Below are 19,308 nucleotides of genomic sequence, written 5' to 3' on the forward strand. Positions count from 1 at the left end.
TTGCTGATCCTACGAAGTCACCTTTTGTTACTTGTAATACTTGCTCTTTCATATCTTTCATTCTCCCTTCTTTTTCTTTTATTACAAAGTTTCTATTATACTAATACGCTTGATAGAAATACGATTAATGCTGTTAATACTACCGCTCCACTTGCTGATCCTACGAAGTCACCTTTTGTTACTTGTAATACTTGCTCTTTCATATCTTTCATTCTCCCTTCTTTTTCTTTTGTTACAAAGTTTCTATTATACTAATACGCTTGATAGAAATACGATTAATGCTGTTAATACTACCGCCCCACTTGCTGATCCTACGAAGTCACCTTTTGTTACTTGTAATACTTGCTCTTTCATATCATTTATCCTCCCTTTTCATAAGTTATCTATATGTAATTTCTAAGAAATGTTTATTTCATAGTTTTTATGTTAACGTTACATTAAATTTGATAACGTAACGTTTGTAACATTAATGTAACATAACTATTGTTACGTTGCAATATAATAACGTGAAATTTATTACACTTTTTTTACGTTTTTTTATAACACTCCCCAAAAACCCTTATTTAATGCACTTTTCACTAAGCTCACGCTTGTAACATTTTTGTAATATTAAAGTCATAAAGTGAAATGTAGTCATCCTTCTCTCTATTTTTGTTACAAACAGTTTATTTAGTGACACTAAACCTATCTAATCTTTACTTACTTTTAATATGAGATAAAATACCGTCTTTCCAAGATAAGTTTATATGTTTCCTCTATATAACTATGTATAATAAAAACAAAGAGGTGGTCATTTTGAAATTAATCGCATTAGATATGGATGGTACACTACTATCATCTAATCTTGAAATCTCCAAAGAAAACCTACAAGCAATCCAAACTGCACAAGAAGCTGGTCATATTGTAATGATTTGTTCTGGTCGTGCGAAAGAGGATGCTTTAAAGCTATTGGAAGAATATAAATTATCTCTTCCAGTCGGAGCAAGCAATGGGGCTATTGTTTATGTGGATGGAAAAGTAATTAACTCTCGTTGTATACAAAACGACAAAGTGTACAAACTTGCAAAATTACTAGAATCTGAAGGTTTCCCATATAAGCTATATACGAATAAAGGAGTTTATTCTCCATATACATGGCAAGATCAAGTGATGCAAGCGTTTGAAGAAAATAAGCATGCGCTCGATGTTACATTAGAGGAGCTTGAACGAATTACAGAAAAGCAAAAGAAATCAAACCTAATTACTGATTTCAAAAAAATAGAAGATGTTGTAAATAACCAAGAACTAGAAATATCTAAATTCTTCATTTCAACATTTAATGCAGCGCATCGCGCACAGCTATTAAGCGTGTTACAAGAAGACGCTGATATTATGGTTACAGCATCAGCTCCTACTAACTTAGAAATTATGGATAAGAATGGACATAAAGGAAACGGGCTACAGCAGATGGCAGCTCATTTTAATATCCCTATTGAAGATACAGTTGCTATTGGTGATAATTTTAATGATGTACCAATGCTAGAAGTAGCAGGCTTATCTGTTGCAATGGGCAACGCTGAAGAAGATGTAAAAAAACTATGTGATGTTGTAACACTAACAAACAATGAACATGGTGTTGCTCACGCAATCGAGCAATTTGTATTGAAACAAACTTCATCTAGTAAATAAAAAAAGGACTCTTTCAATTTGAAAGAGTCCTTTTTTTATACATGATGACAAGAAACAAAATGATTATCACCAACATTACGAAATTCTGGTATTGTTTTTTTACAAACATCTGTTGCAAACGGGCAACGTGTATGAAAACGACAACCCGAAGGTGGACTTGCTGGACTTGGAATATCCCCTTCTAGTATAATTCGCTCTCGCTTCACTGTTGGATCTGGTATTGGAACAGCTGATAACAATGCTTTTGTATACGGATGTAGCGGATTGGTAAATAACTCATCACGCGGCGCCGTCTCCACAATTGTACCTAAATACATAATTCCGATTTTCGTACATAAATGTTCTACTACACTCAAATCATGTGAAATGAATAAATAAGATAATCCCTTTTTCTCCTGTAACTCACTAAATAAATTAATAATTTGTGCTTGGATAGATACATCTAGTGCCGCCACAGGTTCATCAGCTACAATGAATTCTGGATTTAATACCATAGCCCTTGCTATTACGATACGCTGACGTTGTCCACCAGAAAACTCATGGGGATACCGGTCAATATGATAAGGAGCTAAGCCACATAACTCCAATACTTCAATTACCTTTTCACGAACATTTTCTTTCGTCGCTAATCCGTGGGCCAACATCGGCTCTCCAAGCGCTTCACCAATTCTCATTCTCGGATTTAATGAGCTAAATGGATCTTGGAAAACGAGCTGCATATTAGGGCGATGTTTTCTCAATTCATCCTTAGATAAAGAATGAACATCTTTCCCTTTAAACTTCACTTCCCCCTCCGTTTTTTGAACGAGACGTAAAATTGTTTTTCCTATCGTTGTTTTTCCGCTCCCTGATTCGCCAACGAGACCAAACACTTCACCTTTATTAATAGTAAAACTTACTCCATCAACTGCTTTTACATGCCCGATCGTTCTACTAAATATGCCACCTTTAATTGGAAAATATGTCTTTAGGTTTTTCACCTCTAATAATGGTTCACTCATTGTTCCGCACGCTCCTCATATAACCAGCAAGCTACTTTATGATTTTCATCATTTACATTTAGATTTGGGGCTTCTTTTTCACATATTTCCATACAATGCTCACAACGCCCACTAAAGTAGCAAAACTCACCTAAACCAACTAAATTCGGAACTTGCCCTGGAATAGAATATAGTTTATCTATTCGTTTTCCCATTACTGGTTTTGATTTCAACAATCCTTTCGTATAAGGGTGTTTTGGATTTTGGAATATCTCTAGTACTGGAGCTTCTTCAATAACTTTCCCGCCATACATAACGACAACGTAATCAGCCATTTCTGCTACGACACCTAAATCATGTGTAATTAATAAGATTGACGTTTTAAATTCTTTTTTCACTTGTCTTAGTAAATCCAATATTTGAGCTTGAATCGTAACATCAAGAGCTGTTGTTGGTTCATCTGCAATTAATAACTTAGGATTACAACTAAGCGCAACAGCAATCATAATACGTTGTAACATCCCGCCGCTCAGTTCATGCGGATAAGAATGAACAATTTCATTAGCACGGGCTATGCCAACTTTACGAATTAACTCAATTGCTTTCTTATACGCTTCATTTTTACTAAGTAATTCATGCTCCCTTAGCGTTTCTACAATTTGCTCACCTACAGTGAAGACCGGATTTAGCGATGTCATCGGTTCTTGGAAAATCATCGCAATATCATTGCCTCGTAAACTACGAAGTTCTTTCTCTTTCATTCCTAAAAGACTTTTTCCTTCATATAAAATGTCTCCACCTACTACACTGCCAGATTCAGCAATAAGCCCCATAATAGATAAAGCCGTTACACTCTTCCCGCAACCTGATTCTCCTACTACACAAACCGTTTCACCTTCTCGAACAGCAAAGCTAACATGGTTTACAGCCTTCACTGTCCCTTCCTCCGTTTGAAAGTGTGTTTGTAAGTCTTTTAGCTCTACTACCGCTCTACTCATACCTTCTCACCTACCGTCTCATCTTTGGATCTAACGCATCACGAAGTGCATCACCAAGTAAATTAATTGATACAACTGTTATAAAGATTGCAAAACCAGGCGGAATCCATAACCACGGACGCTTTTGGAAATCAATTAATGAGTTAGCTGCGCTAATCATGTTCCCCCATGATGGCGTAGGTGGGACGACGCCGAGACCTAAGTAACTTAGTGCGGATTCACTTAAAATAGATCCAGCCACACCTAGAGTTGCTACAACAATAAGTAACGGAAAGACGTTAGGAATTAGATGATGAATGATTTTCCGAGAATCTTTTAATCCTAATACATCTGCCGCTTGCATAAAGGCTTGCTCCCGCAATGTTAAAATTTGTCCCCTCACAAGACGGGCAAGTCCTGGCCATCCTACTAAACTTAAAATAATCATTACAACATATAAACGGTACTCCGATGGTAATTTCCATTCTGATAAAATTGCTCCCATTATAATAAGTAGTGGTAATCCTGGAATGGACATTAACACATCTGCAACACGCATAATTAAATGATCTACAACTCCTCGATAAAAACCAGCAATTGCTCCTAATAGAGCTCCTAGTATAACGGATAGTAGCATCGACGCTAAACCGATTGTTAATGAAATACGCCCTGCTTGCATAAGTCTAGTTAAAATATCCCGTCCCAACTGGTCTGTCCCAAGCCAATGTGACAGGCTGGGTGGTTTATTAATTTGTGTTACTTGTACTTTCCCATCAGCATACGGTGAAAAGATTGGACCAATAAAACTAAATAAAAACATAAATATTAAAACGTATAAGCCACACAGTGCCATCTTATTTTTCTTGATTTTTTTATACGCTTGGCGCCATGGTGATGATTCATTTCTCTTTTTCCGTTCTTTCTTTTTCTCTATTATAGGTGTAATAGTCTCCATATCTTCCCCCCTTACTTCAATCGAATTCTTGGATCAACAAACGCATAGACAATATCAGCTAAGAAATTAGCCATAATTGTTAAACAAGAAAGAAACATTGTAAAGGCCATTAATACCGTATAATCACGAAAGTTTAATGCTTCTAATTGAATACTCCCAATCCCTGGCCAATTAAAAATCTGTTCAATAATAATGGCTCCTGAAAATAAACCCGGTAATTCAAAAGCGAGTAATGTAATTGCTGGCAAAATTGCATTTTTCAATGCATGTTTATAAATAACGGTTCTTTCTTTTAAACCTTTTGCACGAGCAGTACGAATATAATCTTGCCTAATAACATCCAACATGCCCGTTCTAAAATAGCGTGTTAACGATCCTACACCAAGAAGCGTTAAAATAAATACAGGTAGAATCATATGACGTAATACTTCTAATATGTATGCTATCCCTGTTGAGTTACTCCCAATATCAATCATGCCACCAATAGGTAATAACTTTAAATCAACTGCTAATAATTTAATTAAAAATAGTCCGATAAAGAATGATGGAAATGACATTGCTGCAAAGACACCGATTGTTACCAATCTATCAAACCAAGAATGCTGCTTTGTTGCAGAAATAACCCCAATAATAAGAGCAATAATCCAAGTGAAAAATAAAGCTGCAGCAGCAACAATAAATGTATTCCAAATGAATTTATTAAGTAATGAAGTTACCGGTTCTTGGTACTGTAAAGAAAATCCAAAATCACCATGCAAAGCATTCACTAGCCAATGAAAATACCTTTCAATAATCGGTTTATTTAAACCGTACAACTCTCTTAATTCTTGAGCTCTCTCTGGTGTTAATTTTGGATTTGAATCGATATAATCACCCGGTAAGAGTGCAAATAAGAAAAAGATAATAATAGACGTACCAAACAATGTAGGAATCATTTGTAGAAACCTACGAATGATATATGTTTTCACCTTTTGTCTCCCCAATCCTATTTACTTAAAAATAGAAGAACATTTTTTCAAAACAGCTACCATTCCATTGCTGTGTGAAAAAACGTCTTCTATTATTTAGGTCAACCCTTATTGTTCAATAGATAACACTGGTAAGTTGGAACTGATGCTATCGTACTTTTCTGGATCAATTCCTTTTATACGTGCATTATGAGCATAAAGTAGTTTACGATAGTTTAATAAAATAACTGGTGGATCATCACTTAACTCTTTATACAGCTCTTTATAAATCGCTTTACGTTTTTCAATATCTGTCGTTCCTATACCTTTTACAATCAAATCATCTACTTTCGGATTATTATAACCCGTATCACTTTTTGGATTAGTTGATAAGTACTCACTTACAACTTCACTTGGATCACTAATTCCTGGTGTTGAAACTGCCGCTAAATCGTAGTCACCTTTTCCTACTTTTGAAAGCATCGTATTAAAGTCCATCAACTCTGGATTTAATTCAACACCAATTTCTTTGTAACTTTCTTTTGCAATTGGAATAAAGATATCATTTGTTTTACCTGTATTTGATGCGTAGTATGTTAATTTTAATTTTTGACCATCTTTTTCACGAACCCCGTCAGAACCTACTTTCCAACCAGCCTCATCCAATAATTTTTTAGCCTTTTCTACGTCGTGCGGATATTTATTAATACCTTCTTCTGTATATGCCCATGAAACTGGAGCAATTGGTACGTTAGCGACAGAGCCATAGCCTTGTAAAGCTGTATCCACATACTTCTTACGGTCTAATCCATAAGTAAGTGCTTGGCGTACCTTTTTATCTTTCAAATACGACTTCTTATTATTTACATAGATATAAGCAATATCACTTGATGATTCAAGATTAATATTTGCAAACTCCAATCCTTTTAATTGGTCTATATTTTCAGGGTTCGCTCTAAATCCACTATAGTCCAGTTCACCTGTTTGGAATAATTGGAATCCAGTATCACCTGATGTGATTTTGTAAATAAAGTTTTTAATTTTTGGTTTACCTGCATAATAATTTTCGTTAGCAACAAAGCGGACTTCTTGACCTGGAACATATTTTTCAAATTTATATGGACCCGCTGCAATTGGTTGCCCATATAATGCTTTTAAATAGTCTAAACTTGTATTTTGTTTATAATCTTTTCCATAATAAGCTTTTGATAGCACTGGGCCACCTAAATTCGTTAGCGCCTGTGAATTAACTTTTTCAGTTGTAATTTTAATTGTCTGTGGATCAACAACTTGGATTCCTTCAATAGAAGTTGCTTTTCCTTCTTTATATTCTTTCCCACCTTTAACAGCATACTGAGCAATATCCAATCCACCTTCATACGCTTTATCATGAAGTAGTGTTAATGTAAATGCTACATCATCCGCTGTTAAAGGCGACCCATCACTAAATTTTAAATTTTTACGTAAATGGAATGTATATGTTAACTGGTCAGCAGAAATATCCCATTTTTCTGCAAGATCCGGAACAGGTTTACTTTGTTTGTCTGTTGTTACTAATGAAGCAAAAATAACCGACGTTACATTTCCATCCCAACCATTATCTTGGAAATACGGAAGGAAAACTCCCCCTGGCTTAGAAATGGCTGTAATGAAAGTATCTTTTCGTTGATTTGCTTTCTCTGGACTTTTCTTTTTATCTGTAGCTGGAATTGATTCAATCTTAGAATCTTTTAAATCCTGCTTTTTTACTGGTTCTGTAGAAGCCGTATCCTCCTGTCCCCCACAAGCAGATAACACAAGCGAACTACTAAGTAATACTGAAAATACACCAGCCCATTTTTTTGTCTTTTTCTTCATTGTCCCCACCCTAACTGTTTAATAGTTATACCCTTTGAACTTATTAGCTTATGTATGCCTCCCACAGCACATTTATAGCCAATCGGAAAAGTCGGTTTTAATCAGAAAAAAATAGATGTTTTTGAGGGGTAACAATCTTATTCCGACCTTTCCGGTAGACTTTATGGTTATTAGCTTATATCGTTCAGTATATTTTGTCAATTCTTTCTAAATAAATATTTTGAGAATTTTTCAAAATTATCACTTTATTCTTATACTTTAAGAAAACTCAGCTATAATTCGTATTAAAAACTTAAAAATCTACTTCTATTTCTTCAGCATGAAACATAGAATACTAATAACCAATTACCAAAAAGGGGGCGAAAATATGGACAACCTATTCCAATACGTCCTGCACTACGTATTATTAACAATTATGATAGTCGGGGCGCTATTACTATTCCCGTTCTTCCCAAAGTTCGTCCTCTTTTTAGCTTTTTTTATCATGCTCGGGATCGCTATTATAATTTCAACAAGAGAAGATGCCACGCAGAAAGAGAGCAGAGTTCAGCGCGTAAAGCTGTAACTTTGCTCTCTTTTCGTTTTCAATCACTAGTCTCTGTTACACATATTTATCCCGCTATTTGCCGGGCAGTAACCCCCCCACTGATTAAAGTTTCACTTTATCTCTCGGGAAATAATTAGCCTTTGTTTTTGTGATTACTCCTATTGAAAAGCCACTAATGACATTTATTTTTCACCTTATCATTTCATACGCTTCACAAGCTATGCAAATTGAGGAAAACGGATTTATCTAAGTTACTGTTTCACGTGAAACACATCGCTTCATTTAATCTTTAAAGCAAAATATCATTATGAAAAAGCCACTTCCTCCAACAAAACTGAAAGGAAGTGGCTTTCTACTCTTTACTCCACAATATTCTCTAACTCACTATATAACTTCGCTCGTAACAACTCTTTCATCGTTTTTTCCTCATATAATTTTTCAAGTCTTTCAACATCAGCTACATGTTCCATTTCACATTCTATTGCATATATATCTTCTTCTACATGCATTAACTCATTTTCAATCTCTTCAAGATTCCTAGCTTTTTTCTCTTTTACTGGAACCATTTCAACACTCTTTCTCCCTTGGCGTTTTTGCTTTATTACTTGCTTCTCAAGCTTTTCTTCCCATTTTTGACGAGCCCATGCATAGTTTCCTGCAAACTCAAATAATTTACATTCATCAATCCAGTACGTCTTTTCAAATAACTTATTTAAAAAATAACGATCATGTGAAACAGCTAGGATTGTTCCATTATATTGCTCAAGGGCTTCCTCTAAAACTTCCCTTGATTCAATATCAAGATGGTTTGTCGGCTCATCTAGAATTAGAAAATTGATGTCTTGATACATAAGTTGCGCAAGTCTTAACCTCATTTTTTCTCCACCGCTCAGTTGCGTTACTTTCTTAAATACTGCTGGACCATAAAATAAAAAATTAGCCAATATATGTCTTGCTTCTCCTTCTGTTACAGCTACATACTCTCTAAACGCTTCCAATACATTACTCTTCACATTTCCATACGTATGCTGTGATAAATAACCAATTTTGACACTACTACCAATTCGAATTTCACCAATGTCTGGATTTATTTCTTTTAATAGTAGTTTTAATAATGTAGTCTTTCCTGTACCATTACGACCAACGATAGCCGCACGCTCTTGAAAACGAACATGTAAATTCGCTTGTTCAAATAAAGGTCGTCCAGCAAAACCTTTACTCACTTCTTTCATTACAACAACATCTTTCCCGCTTCTCTCTTGCCCTTCAAACTGAAGACCCATCTGTTTTCGTTCTAAAATTGGCCTCTTTAATTTCTCTATACGTTCTAACGCACGTTCCATATTTCTCGCTCTTTTATGCAATCCTTCATTCGGAGGGTTCGCTTGATTTGCCCATTCACGTAGACGCTTAATTGCTTCTTTCATTTTCTTTATTTTCTTTTGTTGCTCCTGATAAGCTTGAAACTCTTGAAGTAATCTTTCTTCCTTCTCCTCAACGAACTGAGAATAATTCGTATGGTACACGTGAATCTCTCCATCTTCCAGATCAAAAATTTTCGTTACAACTTCATCAAGGAAATAACGATCATGTGAAATAACGATAACTGTTCCAGTGTATTCTTTTAAAAATTGCTCTAACCATTCAACTGCAAATAAATCTAAATGATTTGTTGGTTCATCTAATAGAAGTAAATCTGGTTTCTGCAATAGCATATATGCAAGGCTTACTTTCGTCTGTTCTCCTCCACTTAATTCTGTAAATACTCTTGAAAATAAGTCTGTCACTTGTAAGCCATTTGCTACCTTCATTATATTTGCCTCGATTTCATAACCACCGAGAAACGCAAATTTTTCTTGAATGACTCCGTACCTCTCCATTAGCTTTTGCAAAGAAGATTGTTCCTGCTCCTCCGCCATATTTGTTTCTAGAGCATGCATTTCTTTTTCTAATTCCTTTTCTACTTTAAAAGCGGAACTCAATACATCATATACAGTCAGGACCTCATCAAACTTCGGAATTTGTGCGACATGACCAATACGTGTACCTTTCTTCATATGGATGGCTCCTGCATCCAAACTCTCCATTCCCGTTAGAAGCCCAAAGATTGTTGTCTTCCCACTACCGTTACGCCCAACTAACCCAACACGTTCACCATTCTTTATTTCAAGCGATATATTTTCAAATATGATGTTTCCACCAAAAGATTTCGTTACATTATTTACACTACAAATAGTCATTTTCCGTACTCCTTTCAATATAAAAAACCATGAGAAAGAAACATTCCCCATGGTTTTTCGGCATAGAAAAAGGAAGCCAAATAGCTCCCTTTTCACACGTTTATTAAAAATGGGTGAAGAGATTTCTATCGTTCAATAGTCACTATGCAATTGTTAAAAAAGGGCATACGTATCCCGTTAACAACTACATCATGAAAAATCGCACGACAAAAATAGATAAAATCTAAAAATTTGGCACGTGCAGCTAAAGAACGTTTCATCTCATTCACCCCTTTCGTACGGAATTTAATACTTACTTCTTTATTATACTTTCCAATTTCATGTTTGAATAGTCATTTTTCTGAAAATAATGAAGATAGACTAAACATTTCAATAAGTGACATCAAATCTTACAAAACTGTTATGTTCACGTAATGGAAAGCGATAGTACGAAAAGATGCCTCCCTATACAATAAAGATGTAAACAAGAGAGACAAACAAAAGGAGGAAACAAACATGATGAAAGAAACATGATGAAAGAAATCGTAAAAGCAATCTTTGAGGTATTAGTGAACGGACAAGCAGTTGTAAAAGAACTAAATGAACTATAAAAAGGAGTGAAGAAATATGATGAACATGGTGAAAATGATTTTACACGCTTTAGTCGATGCAAAAGCAGTTAGCCAAGAATTAAACGAACAATAAAAAGGGGTATATGCATATGAAGAAAGCCATTATTATCATTGCAAGCACAGCAATTACTTTATACACAATAAAAAATAGAAAAAAGAAAAATAATGAAAATGTTCTATATTATCCATACACACTATTAGAGAAAAAATAAAAGACAAGGTACCCTATCGTAATGAGGATATCTTGTCTTTTATTTTTTCCATATTTCCTTTAGAGGATTTCCTTCTCCTTTCCCCGAATGTATTAAGCGGGATTTTTACACATATTTTAAAGGGGCATATATACAAATGGATACACAACAACTATATTTTTTAAACGATATCGGTAAACAAAAACCAGAAAGTATTCGGAATAGAAGCGCTGCATGTCCATTTTGCGATAAAGAACATTTAACGGATATTTTAGCAACTGATGGTTCTATTATTTGGTTGAAAAATAAATTTCCTACATTACAAGATACATTTCAAACAGTGTTAATCGAAACCGATAATTGCGAAGATCATATCGCAACATATACAGAAGAACATATGCGGAAATTAATGCAATTTTCTATTCAACATTGGTTACACTTACAGAAGAACAAGGAGTTCGCATCTGTGATTTTATATAAAAATCACGGTCCATTTTCAGGTGGAAGTTTGCATCATGCACACATGCAAATTATCGGAATGAAATATGTAGATTATCTTGAAAATATTGAAGAGGAAAATTTCCAAGGAGTAATTGTTCAAAAAAATGAACGCATTGAGCTTAATATTTCAGAGCGTCCCATTATCGGCTTCACTGAATTCAATATAATCATTGATAATATTTCATATATAGATGAAATGGCAAATTACATTCAGCAAACTGTACGTTACATACTGACAGATTTTCATAAAGGATGCAGTAGTTATAACTTATTCTTCTATTACTTAAATGGAAAAATTATTTGTAAAGTTGTTCCTAGGTTTGTCGTTTCACCGCTGTATGTAGGATATAAAATACCTCAAGTTTCTACAAAACTAGAAGACGTAAAAATACAACTAGCGGAGTATTTCACAAAATGACACGATTATCAAAAAAAATAGAGTAGGTATCAAAACCTACTCTTTTATTACACCTTTATTTCGATAGTACACATCTTCTAATCCGATGTTATACTTCATGTTATTATCCGTCCACTCCGGCCCTAAATTCCCTGGCCATCCAGATGTATTCGCTATATATTTCAGTAATGCAAAATCAGTCAAACCTTTTTGCACCCCGCGCTTATATCCTTTCATCAAATGCGGCATTGCAATTTGTGCATTTGTACGTGGATCTTTTAGCTCATCATCAGTTAAATGTTCTGGTGCAAGCCCGCCGCCGCGGTGTAGTTGAAACAATCCGAATGAAGTTCCATTATCTCCTACACTCCTTGGATTTAATCGACTTTCATGTTCAGCAATTGCAAGAGGTATCCATTCTGGAAGATTTACTTTCTTCGCTTCCTCTATAATAATTTGTTTCATCTGTTTTGCTTCTTCTGAATCAACATAGCTTGTTCCATTCACTAGCTTATCCATTCCTTCAGACTTTCCTTGGAAATATAAATATACTCCAAGAACAACTAAAAATCCTACAAAGAATTTCTTCACTACCTCTACCTCTTTCTCCGCTGAAATTTGTCCCCTTTCAGCCTTCCCTTTACAATTACCTACATTCTACTACTCTTTTATCATAGCAAATAACTATACATATTATCATCATGCTTTAGACCGATTTTGTGAAAAAACAGCTGGTAAATACGTACAAAAATGTAACTTTCATAGACTATAACGCATTCATTGTATATAATTGTAAATTGAATTCTAAATATAAACTAGGAGAATAATAATATGAAAAAATGGCTGTTACTCTTATTCAGTTTACTACTATTAATTCCTGTCCCTATTTCCGCACAAAAAACTGAACAACCAAAAACCCTTATTTTATACAGTTCAAACGATGATCAAATTACAAGTGATATCCAAATACTTAATACACAAGTAGGGCATTTCACTAATAATATAACAATTAAAAACATAAAACAGTTAGCTGAAATAACTGATAAATCTTCGTATACACATGTTATTTACATGGGTGAAAAACAAGAAGAACTTTCTACTGAAGCAAAGGAATTTCTAGAAGGCTTCCCAGGGCCATTACTAGTTTTAGGTCAAAATATAGAACAGTTATCTACTCGCTTTTCATTTATCACACTTAAAAATGAAGATATAAACTCTGATACAATTGAATATCCAACACGTAAACTAAAGAATATATTAGAAGAAGAAAGATCAATTAAACAACTTGATACAAACGGAACAATTCTCGCACATGCTTTAAGAGGAAATAATACTTATCCATTAATTGTACAGCAAAATAATTCTTATTATGTAGCAACTTCTAACCTCTTTGATTGGATATCCTATTATATTGGCGAAAGCCTATTTTCTTATTTTCAGCAAAAAACCGAAACCAATAAAAAATTAGCTTATTTACGTCTTGAGGATGTTCACCCAGCAGCAGATATAAATCAATTGAAAGAAATTGCTGAATTACTAAAAGAGAAGAAGATTCCTTACATGATCACTGTTATTCCTGTATATACAGATCCAGATACAGGTAAAACACTACATTTAAAAGATAAACCCGAACTAGTCGATCTTTTACGCTCTATGCAAGATGATGGCGCAGCGATTATTATGCATGGTTACACTCACCAATTTTATGATAGTGAAACTGGGGAAGGTTTTGAATTTTGGGATGTAAAGACGGATCAACCAATTCGCCAACCGAAACATGAAAAACCGAAGAGAAAAGATGAATTTCCAAATATAGAGTCATATAACCAATATGTAAAAAAAGGGGAAGAGTTTGAGGAAAAATATACGACAGATCACATCGAAAAGGGGATTCAAGAACTTGTAGATGCTAAACTATATCCTGTCGCCTTTGAAGCACCTCATTACACAATGTCTCAAAAAGGGTATGAAATATTATCAAGATACTTTTCAACTTATGTAGGACAACTACAATTAAGTGATACAACTTGGAAATCCATGCACTCTCCAGCATATAGAAGTACACCATCATTTCTACATGGAATGAAATTAATGCCTGAAACAGTCGGTTTTATTGAAGAAGATAAGCCACAAGCTATTGCTAAAATGAAAGCAAATGCTTTATCTGTTGCTAAATTATCCGATGGGATTATTGGAGCATTCTATCATCCTTACTTAGGTGTGAAACCATTAAAAGAAGTGTTAAAGGATCTAGAAAGTATTCCAAATATAGAATGGATTGATTTACAAAAGGAAAAGAATGAAGTAAAAATGAAAGATATTCATATTACGACGAATAAAGACGGCATTCACGTTGAAAAACCAACCAGTGCGAATGACATAATTGATTATATAAAGCAATATGGCTTCTTCCTTATACTAGGGTTCGTTATCATTGTCTTTCTTTTATTATTAAAACGTGCGAAAAAATTAGAATCCTAATACAAAACCACCGAGCAGAACGCTTGGTGGTTTTTTGTCCTATATCAAACCGTGGCATTTTACTAAATACATTCAATTTTTACTTTTTCCGTTACATGATTAAAACTATAATTCTCCTATCCTTTCAAATAAAATTGACTTGTATTTTCATATATTGTTTTTGCGACCTTATCAATGGATATGTTTTTTATAGAACTAATTTCCTTTAATACCTCTCGAATCATTCTTGGGTGCGTTATAACATCCTTTTGAAATTCCCACGGACCATCTGTTTCTACCATCATATATTCAAGCGGATAATACGAAACGATTTTTCTAATCTTCTCCTTATGTAAAACATCCGGTGTAATCGAAATATAATAACCATTTCTCATCATCCGTTTCATTGTTTCATCGCTTCCTTTAAACCAATGGAAGTGTGCACGTGAAACTTTATATTTCTCTAGCAAATCACATACAATGTCAGCATCTTCATAAACTGCGTGTAATACAATCGGCAAATTATACTTACCAGCTAGTTCTATAAATTTTTTCAATACAGCTATGTATGGATCTGCAGCAATTCTTTCATCTTCTTTTCTCAAATAATAGGGCAAACCTACTTCACCAATCGCAACAATTTCCTCTGCGTTCTGTTCAATAAGTTGATAAATCCGTTCACACTCTTCTTTATGAATCTGTTGCTCTGGATGAAACCCTATCGCTGGATATATAAAGGGATACTTCTTCGCTAAAGATAACGTTTCCTTACAAGATTGATAATTCATAGATACCGCAATAAGCCCCTTTATTTCATTACTATTTTCCACCTCTTTCAGTAATCTGCTCTTCTCTTCATCCTTATATTGATCAACATGTATATGACTATCAATCCATTTCATCTTTATGCCCCCATAAAAAAAACAAGAAAGGACTTCCTTTCTTGTTTTAGCATCTATATTATTTAACAATTAAGTTTGTTATGATATCAAATAATCCAATACACACTACGGCAACAGTAAAGTAGCTACAGAAATCTTTAATTGGTAACTTCACTACTTCTTCTTTACGCATCCCATTTTTCTCCCTTCTTACTAGATCCCTAATTATTTTTCTATCTGTATCTATTATGCAAAAAATATGACAAATTTACTATCGAATTAACTTACGTAAACCTTACAATGTTGTAAGGTTTAAAAAAGATCCCCATCTTTATTCAGATGAGGATTATTAAAAATTAGTTGGTTTTTCATTCTTCATTACAAACAGAAAGTAATACATTGAGACTTTCTAGTTACACTATATGAAAATTACTATCTTTTAACTATCGAATTACATTACAGAAGGCTTACATGTTTGTAAGTTATGTGTAATGTAATTCGATAGTTCTCCTTACTTATATTTCGTACAATAAAGTTAGAAAGTAAGCCAAATAAGAAGAACAATCACATAACCAAATTACATTGCTAGTAGCTACTCTTCTTATAGCTTTCACCCATGCTACTACAATGTACCCCCTTCCCCTTTATATAACAAAAAAGCCTTAGTCTATATGGACTAAGGCTTTTTTGTTAACCTTAAAAATACCCTTACCCAGTATTTTTATTTTCGACAAAAAATAGCTGGGGGTATATTTCGCTATCTCACCGTTAAAAGTTTACTCTTCGCATTTATAGGAATATTTGCAACCTCAATCTCTTCAATGGACTCACCGTAACGCCCTTTTGCAAAAACCTTTAATGCTTCATCTCTCTTTAACATATGCTTAACCGTTTTCTTTATTTTCTGCTCTCTACCACGTTCATCGAATGCAATAAATTCATATTCATACCACTCATCACCGATATGCTGACCAATTGTATTCACAACCGTATAGTATTCTTTCGTCTTATACAGTGGATTATATTTATCGATAACCGGTCCAAGTTTCGTAGGCAGTAACATTACTACTATCACTATCATCGCTATTATAGTAGTGATCAATTTTTTCTTCATAATAAACATTCCTCCTCTGCAGGATATATATACATCCATTTTAAAAAGGGGGAATAAAATCTACTATTGAATCTCATTACATTACACTTACATTTTTGTAAGAATTAAAAAAGGTGAACGAATTTACTCGTTCACCTTTTAGCTTGCTTTAAAGCCACCGCCAAGTACATCACGTACATCATGTATAACAACGAAAGCATCTTCATCTACCCGGCTAATAACTTGTTTTAACTTAACAAGCTCTTGTTTATTAATAACAACATATAAAACTTCTTTATTTTTACCAGTATATCCGCCGCGCCCTTCTAATACAGTAACACCGCGTGTCATATTTTTCGTAATAGCTTCACGAATTAAATCTGGTTGATTCGAAATAATCGTAACAGCCGTTTTTGTGTCCATTCCTTCTACAATGAAATCAATCACCTTCGCTCCAATGAACACAGCCACAAGTGTATACATCGCCTTTTCTTGCCCTATTATAAATACAGAACCAGCAATTACAACAATATCAATAATTAGTACGCCTTTCCCTACACTCCAACCTAAATATTGATTTGCTAACTGAGCTAAAATTGCTGATCCTCCCGATGTACCTCCGGCTTTGAACATACAGCCTAATCCAATACCCACAAATAAACCAGCAAATAAAGCTGCTAATAATGTATCACTATTTACATGATACTCAATATGTTCTGTAACGTATAAGAACAAAGATGTTTCTACAATCCCTAAAATTGTATAAATCATTGTTTTCTTATCAAAAAATTTATAACCAACAGCTAGTAAAATTGCATTTATAGCAAAGTTCACAATTCCTGGTGACCAATCAAATAAGTAGTACGTAACAACCGTTAAACCAATAATTCCACCTTCCGATAAACGGTTTGGAATTGCAAAGTAATTAATACCAATTGCGAATAATAATGAACCAATTGTAATTAGTGTTATTTCCTTTATACGTTGATTAACCATAGTTCATACCCTCCCCCCATTTGACATTGTATCACTATCTCCTAGAGGTTTAGAAGTGGTTTTTATTCCGCATTTTCCCTCTTAAAAATTGAAATATTATGTTTAAACAGAGGGTTGATTAATTATTCATATTTGCTCTAACTGCACGGACAAATCGCTCCACATTCCCTTTCTGAATATACTTAGCGCGAATGGTTTCATGACTACAAGTAAATTCAAAATACGGATGAAAATCTATGCTATCTATATGCAAATATGAATACTCTTTAAATGTTGAAGAATAGTACGGAAATTTCCCGTAAAAAAGGAGACGTCTAGTAGTGGCAACAAAAACCCCATGTTGATACGATAATATAAAATTATCCTTCTCAAATATCCCTACCACAAAAGCCAGAATCTTTTCATCATCATCTACATACTTTTTCATACTCGATAAAAGTTCATTCATGCATATTCCTCCAAATTCTATTCACTGCATTAACACTTGAAAAGAATCCATGGATTATTACAGACCGGTTTAACTCCTTTATAAAGTATGAAACGCGTTTCCTGTCAAAGATATTTCAAAAAAAATAATCCGTTATGCGATTATACACATAACGGATTACGATTAAACTGTAGAGCGTTCCACAAGTTCGTATGGAATTTCCAGCTTTTCTTGTTCAGAACTCTCGTCATTCACTTTTCTATGCAACATTTCAAAAGCAGTTTTCCCTATCTCCTTTAAATTTTGATCAATAGTTGTCAATTGTAACACTTGCGAGATAGGTTGATTATCAAAGCCAATAATCGCTAAATCCTCAGGAACTTGAATCCCTAATTTTTCAACTTCTGTCATAACCCCAATCGCAACTTCATCACCTGCTACTATTAATGCTTCAGGAAGATCCTGCATCTCTTTTAACTTATGAGCCACTTTTACACCATCTTCTAGTGTAAAACATTCTGTAAAAATCCATTCTTCATTAACCTCTTCGTCTATAGATTGCAATTGCTGTTTATAAACATCAAAACGTTTTTGGCTACTTGGCCCTAATTTCCTTCCCGTGCAATAACCAATTTTTTTATAACCTTTCTCAATCAAATAATCCATTCCTAATTGAAAGGCCGCTGAATGATTCGTATATACACTTGAGATGTTTGAAATATCATTGTCTTCACAAGCAATTATTGCGCCGTAAGAAGCATATGGTTCTATCGTTTCCCAATCATTTGCACGTGAACAAATAATAAGACCATCCAATTGTTTTGTTTTTAACATATGTAAACTTTTCATTTCTTCTTTTTTATTATAATTCGTTTGGCAAAGTAGCACCCTGTAATTATGCGCTAACGCAGTCTCCATCATTCCGCTCACCATCGCATCAAAACACGGATGATTAATATACGGTAAAATCACACCAACAATATTCGTTTTTCCTTTTGATAAATGAACAGCATTTGCGTTTTGCGAGTAATTCAATTTCTCAACTATCTCTATAACCGCTTTCCTTTTTTCTTCACTTACATATGGGTGATCATTCAACACTCTCGAAACAGTCGTAACTGAAACTCCCGCCATCTTTGCAATATCTTTAATATTAGCCATACACTCACCTCTACCTTTAACTTAATGAATCTCATGAACATATGTCAAATCTTCTTATCATTACACCTTCATTCGTTTCTCTTACAAAAGTGTAATTTTTCTGTAAGCTAATTCGATAGTTACTTTCCGCAACATTTCATACAATTGAGTCAGAAACAGGGTAACAACTATTCGAAAAGGAGCGGATTAATATGCTGAACAAAATGAAAACGAACAATTTCTTAAATACAATGGGCATGGTATTTTCCGCTCTTATCGACGCAAAAGCTGTTGCTTCTACATTAAACAAGTAAGGAGAATATATTATGAATAACATCACTTTTAACAAATTAGATTTTTTAGGACTAGCTAGTGGCTCGCTTCTTCTTACTGCTTTTATTTACGCCGCTACGCTTGTATAACTTTGTGTCCCCTTTCCC

The 19,308-nt window shown here is 34.2% G+C and carries 22 protein-coding genes; 6 read left to right on the forward strand and 16 right to left on the reverse strand.

All coding sequences use genetic code 11. From position 1 onward, the window contains the following. The 3 genes from AC1Q8M_RS26065 to AC1Q8M_RS26075 form a co-directional block, all read right to left on the reverse strand. Positions 1–61: DUF3948 family protein (locus AC1Q8M_RS26065; protein ID WP_139849936.1), on the reverse strand; the 61-nt coding region annotated here is incomplete at its 3' end. 34 nt (positions 62–95) lie between these two features. Next, complete coding sequence (locus tag AC1Q8M_RS26070) at positions 96–212, reverse strand: DUF3948 family protein (protein ID WP_000654250.1); 117 nt, start codon at positions 210–212, stop codon at positions 96–98. A gap of 34 nt (positions 213–246) precedes the next feature. Next, complete coding sequence (locus tag AC1Q8M_RS26075; RefSeq protein WP_000664237.1) at positions 247–354, reverse strand: DUF3948 family protein; 108 nt, start codon at positions 352–354, stop codon at positions 247–249. Between the two features lie 441 nt (positions 355–795). Between AC1Q8M_RS26075 and AC1Q8M_RS26080 the strand changes: the two genes are divergently transcribed. After that, positions 796–1,668, forward strand: a complete 873-nt coding sequence (locus tag AC1Q8M_RS26080; protein WP_000766424.1) for a Cof-type HAD-IIB family hydrolase — start codon at positions 796–798, stop codon at positions 1,666–1,668. Between the two features lie 35 nt (positions 1,669–1,703). On the opposite strand, the gene AC1Q8M_RS26085 is transcribed toward AC1Q8M_RS26080, so the two are convergent. The 5 genes from AC1Q8M_RS26085 to AC1Q8M_RS26105 all read right to left on the reverse strand — a co-directional run bounded on the left by AC1Q8M_RS26085 (position 1,704) and on the right by AC1Q8M_RS26105 (position 7,384). Beyond that, a complete protein-coding gene (locus AC1Q8M_RS26085; protein WP_063546235.1) occupies positions 1,704–2,669 on the reverse strand; it encodes an ABC transporter ATP-binding protein in 966 nt (321 codons plus the stop codon). Next, positions 2,666–3,646, reverse strand: a complete 981-nt coding sequence (locus AC1Q8M_RS26090; RefSeq protein ID WP_098211854.1) for an ABC transporter ATP-binding protein — start codon at positions 3,644–3,646, stop codon at positions 2,666–2,668. Before AC1Q8M_RS26090 ends, AC1Q8M_RS26085 begins: the two co-directional genes overlap by 4 nt. 10 nt (positions 3,647–3,656) lie before the next feature. Next, positions 3,657–4,580 carry an oligopeptide ABC transporter permease gene (gene opp4C, locus AC1Q8M_RS26095; RefSeq protein ID WP_000447957.1) on the reverse strand — a complete coding sequence of 308 codons (924 nt, stop codon included), beginning with the start codon at positions 4,578–4,580 and terminating at the stop codon, positions 3,657–3,659. A gap of 11 nt (positions 4,581–4,591) precedes the next feature. After that, positions 4,592–5,548, reverse strand: coding sequence for an ABC transporter permease (locus tag AC1Q8M_RS26100; protein WP_000860687.1), 957 nt, complete (start codon positions 5,546–5,548; stop codon positions 4,592–4,594). A 108-nt stretch (positions 5,549–5,656) separates the two neighbouring features. Then, entirely contained in the window at positions 5,657–7,384 is a 1,728-nt protein-coding gene (locus AC1Q8M_RS26105) for an ABC transporter substrate-binding protein (RefSeq protein WP_000730676.1), read from the reverse strand. A 367-nt stretch (positions 7,385–7,751) separates the two neighbouring features. Here AC1Q8M_RS26105 and AC1Q8M_RS26110 point away from each other — a divergent pair, with 367 nt between their 5' ends. Further along, the gene (locus AC1Q8M_RS26110; RefSeq protein WP_000369254.1) at positions 7,752–7,949 is read left to right on the forward strand and encodes a hypothetical protein; all 198 of its coding nucleotides are present in this window, start codon (positions 7,752–7,754) and stop codon (positions 7,947–7,949) included. A gap of 341 nt (positions 7,950–8,290) precedes the next feature. Here the strand turns inward: AC1Q8M_RS26110 and abc-f are convergent, their stop codons facing one another. Together abc-f and AC1Q8M_RS26120 are read right to left on the reverse strand one after the other, a co-directional pair. Beyond that, positions 8,291–10,222: a ribosomal protection-like ABC-F family protein gene (gene abc-f, locus AC1Q8M_RS26115; RefSeq protein WP_492334210.1), complete on the reverse strand. Its 1,932-nt coding sequence runs from the start codon at positions 10,220–10,222 to the stop codon at positions 8,291–8,293. Between the two features lie 74 nt (positions 10,223–10,296). After that, positions 10,297–10,431 (reverse strand): RAxF-45 family protein, encoded by a 135-nt coding sequence (locus AC1Q8M_RS26120; protein ID WP_000830643.1) that lies wholly within the window; start codon positions 10,429–10,431, stop codon positions 10,297–10,299. A 434-nt stretch (positions 10,432–10,865) separates the two neighbouring features. Between AC1Q8M_RS26120 and AC1Q8M_RS26125 the strand changes: the two genes are divergently transcribed. Further along, positions 10,866–10,994 carry a spore coat protein B gene (locus AC1Q8M_RS26125; RefSeq protein ID WP_098855452.1) on the forward strand — a complete coding sequence of 43 codons (129 nt, stop codon included), beginning with the start codon at positions 10,866–10,868 and terminating at the stop codon, positions 10,992–10,994. A 136-nt stretch (positions 10,995–11,130) separates the two neighbouring features. After that, the gene (locus AC1Q8M_RS26130; protein WP_065229646.1) at positions 11,131–11,892 is read left to right on the forward strand and encodes a DUF4931 domain-containing protein; all 762 of its coding nucleotides are present in this window, start codon (positions 11,131–11,133) and stop codon (positions 11,890–11,892) included. 36 nt (positions 11,893–11,928) lie between these two features. Here AC1Q8M_RS26130 and AC1Q8M_RS26135 read toward each other — a convergent pair whose 3' ends face one another. Next, positions 11,929–12,462: a transglycosylase SLT domain-containing protein gene (locus AC1Q8M_RS26135; RefSeq protein WP_000713249.1), complete on the reverse strand. Its 534-nt coding sequence runs from the start codon at positions 12,460–12,462 to the stop codon at positions 11,929–11,931. A gap of 240 nt (positions 12,463–12,702) precedes the next feature. Between AC1Q8M_RS26135 and AC1Q8M_RS26140 the strand changes: the two genes are divergently transcribed. Beyond that, positions 12,703–14,352, forward strand: a complete 1,650-nt coding sequence (locus tag AC1Q8M_RS26140) for a DUF2334 domain-containing protein (RefSeq protein WP_065229645.1) — start codon at positions 12,703–12,705, stop codon at positions 14,350–14,352. A gap of 116 nt (positions 14,353–14,468) precedes the next feature. On the opposite strand, the gene AC1Q8M_RS26145 is transcribed toward AC1Q8M_RS26140, so the two are convergent. From AC1Q8M_RS26145 to AC1Q8M_RS26165, 5 genes are all read right to left on the reverse strand, one after another. Further along, positions 14,469–15,233, reverse strand: coding sequence for a TatD family hydrolase (locus AC1Q8M_RS26145; RefSeq protein ID WP_086388041.1), 765 nt, complete (start codon positions 15,231–15,233; stop codon positions 14,469–14,471). A gap of 736 nt (positions 15,234–15,969) precedes the next feature. Beyond that, entirely contained in the window at positions 15,970–16,326 is a 357-nt protein-coding gene (locus tag AC1Q8M_RS26150) for a YxeA family protein (RefSeq protein WP_000727877.1), read from the reverse strand. 138 nt (positions 16,327–16,464) lie between these two features. Then, complete coding sequence (locus tag AC1Q8M_RS26155; RefSeq protein ID WP_000248045.1) at positions 16,465–17,301, reverse strand: YitT family protein; 837 nt, start codon at positions 17,299–17,301, stop codon at positions 16,465–16,467. 118 nt (positions 17,302–17,419) lie between these two features. Continuing rightward, entirely contained in the window at positions 17,420–17,749 is a 330-nt protein-coding gene (locus AC1Q8M_RS26160) for a PH domain-containing protein (protein ID WP_001004245.1), read from the reverse strand. 162 nt (positions 17,750–17,911) lie between these two features. Then, positions 17,912–18,889 carry a LacI family DNA-binding transcriptional regulator gene (locus AC1Q8M_RS26165; RefSeq protein WP_001273903.1) on the reverse strand — a complete coding sequence of 326 codons (978 nt, stop codon included), beginning with the start codon at positions 18,887–18,889 and terminating at the stop codon, positions 17,912–17,914. 305 nt (positions 18,890–19,194) lie between these two features. Here AC1Q8M_RS26165 and AC1Q8M_RS26170 point away from each other — a divergent pair, with 305 nt between their 5' ends. Next, the gene (locus AC1Q8M_RS26170; RefSeq protein WP_001060007.1) at positions 19,195–19,290 is read left to right on the forward strand and encodes a DUF3948 family protein; all 96 of its coding nucleotides are present in this window, start codon (positions 19,195–19,197) and stop codon (positions 19,288–19,290) included. The last annotated feature ends 18 nt before the right edge of the window (positions 19,291–19,308 follow it).

The sequence above is a fragment of the Bacillus sp. GW823-FHT06A10 genome (genome assembly GCF_058795375.1).

Coding starts and splice junctions, on each gene's coding strand:
- AC1Q8M_RS26130 (WP_065229646.1), top strand. CDS start 11,131: ATGGATACACAACAACTATATTTTTTAAACGATATCGGTAAACAAAAA.
- AC1Q8M_RS26170 (WP_001060007.1), top strand. CDS start 19,195: ATGAATAACATCACTTTTAACAAATTAGATTTTTTAGGACTAGCTAGT.
- AC1Q8M_RS26165 (WP_001273903.1), bottom strand. CDS start 18,889: ATGGCTAATATTAAAGATATTGCAAAGATGGCGGGAGTTTCAGTTACG.
- AC1Q8M_RS26070 (WP_000654250.1), bottom strand. CDS start 212: ATGAAAGATATGAAAGAGCAAGTATTACAAGTAACAAAAGGTGACTTC.
- AC1Q8M_RS26160 (WP_001004245.1), bottom strand. CDS start 17,749: ATGAATGAACTTTTATCGAGTATGAAAAAGTATGTAGATGATGATGAA.
- AC1Q8M_RS26105 (WP_000730676.1), bottom strand. CDS start 7,384: ATGAAGAAAAAGACAAAAAAATGGGCTGGTGTATTTTCAGTATTACTT.
- AC1Q8M_RS26155 (WP_000248045.1), bottom strand. CDS start 17,301: ATGGTTAATCAACGTATAAAGGAAATAACACTAATTACAATTGGTTCA.
- AC1Q8M_RS26110 (WP_000369254.1), top strand. CDS start 7,752: ATGGACAACCTATTCCAATACGTCCTGCACTACGTATTATTAACAATT.
- AC1Q8M_RS26145 (WP_086388041.1), bottom strand. CDS start 15,233: ATGAAATGGATTGATAGTCATATACATGTTGATCAATATAAGGATGAA.
- AC1Q8M_RS26090 (WP_098211854.1), bottom strand. CDS start 3,646: ATGAGTAGAGCGGTAGTAGAGCTAAAAGACTTACAAACACACTTTCAA.
- AC1Q8M_RS26150 (WP_000727877.1), bottom strand. CDS start 16,326: ATGAAGAAAAAATTGATCACTACTATAATAGCGATGATAGTGATAGTA.
- AC1Q8M_RS26120 (WP_000830643.1), bottom strand. CDS start 10,431: ATGAAACGTTCTTTAGCTGCACGTGCCAAATTTTTAGATTTTATCTAT.
- abc-f (WP_492334210.1), bottom strand. CDS start 10,222: ATGGGGAATGTTTCTTTCTCATGGTTTTTTATATTGAAAGGAGTACGG.
- AC1Q8M_RS26125 (WP_098855452.1), top strand. CDS start 10,866: ATGCATATGAAGAAAGCCATTATTATCATTGCAAGCACAGCAATTACT.
- AC1Q8M_RS26140 (WP_065229645.1), top strand. CDS start 12,703: ATGAAAAAATGGCTGTTACTCTTATTCAGTTTACTACTATTAATTCCT.
- AC1Q8M_RS26085 (WP_063546235.1), bottom strand. CDS start 2,669: ATGAGTGAACCATTATTAGAGGTGAAAAACCTAAAGACATATTTTCCA.
- AC1Q8M_RS26075 (WP_000664237.1), bottom strand. CDS start 354: ATGAAAGAGCAAGTATTACAAGTAACAAAAGGTGACTTCGTAGGATCA.
- opp4C (WP_000447957.1), bottom strand. CDS start 4,580: ATGGAGACTATTACACCTATAATAGAGAAAAAGAAAGAACGGAAAAAG.